We start from the raw sequence: 725 nt of genomic DNA, 5'->3' as shown, positions 1-725 counted from the left end.
CTTACTGATATTTGTTTTTCGTCAAATTAGTGACGATATCAGTCTTGGTAGTGATATTTATGCAGCAAGCCGCAATGCTTCAACAATTCAAGGTTCTTACTCAGGGTAATCTCGCCATCCCGGTGCTATTGATTGCAATCCTGGGGATGATGACCCTTCCTGTTCCTCCTTTCCTGCTTGATTTGTTGTTTACCTTCAATATTGCTTTGGCGCTTGTTGTCTTGCTTGTTTGTGTCTACTCCCTGCGGCCCGTTGAGTTCGCGATATTCCCAACCGTTTTGTTAGTTGCCACGCTTTTACGTTTGGCGCTAAATGTCGCTTCAACTCGTGTTGTTCTCTTGGAGGGGCACGAAGGTGGCGATGCTGCAGGTAAGGTGATTGAGGCCTTCGGTGAGGTTGTCATTGGAGGCAATTACGCTGTCGGTTTGGTTGTCTTTGCTATTTTGATGATTATTAACTTTGTTGTTGTAACAAAGGGTGCTGGCAGGGTCTCGGAGGTTAGTGCGCGCTTTACGCTCGATGCGATGCCGGGTAAACAGATGGCGATTGATGCTGATCTTAATGCTGGCATTATCGAACAGGAAGAAGCCAAGTCACGTCGTGAAGAAATTGCAACGGAGGCTGACTTTTATGGTTCTATGGATGGTGCCAGTAAGTTTGTTCGTGGTGATGCCATTGCGGGTTTGTTGATTTTAGCGATCAATATCATAGGCGGTCTCTCTATT

The 725-nt window shown here is 46.1% G+C and carries 1 protein-coding gene; it reads left to right on the top strand.

Features of this window, described 5'->3' with window-relative positions; translation table 11 throughout:
- Window positions 1-74: 74 nt before the first annotated feature.
- Window positions 75-725, top strand: a 651-nt coding sequence (locus A3735_RS25560) for an FHIPEP family type III secretion protein (protein ID WP_231882655.1), incomplete at its 3' end; no start/stop codon positions are given.

The sequence above is a fragment of the Oleiphilus sp. HI0061 genome (assembly GCF_001635675.1).
This window is presented reverse-complemented; position numbering and strand designations above follow the sequence as displayed.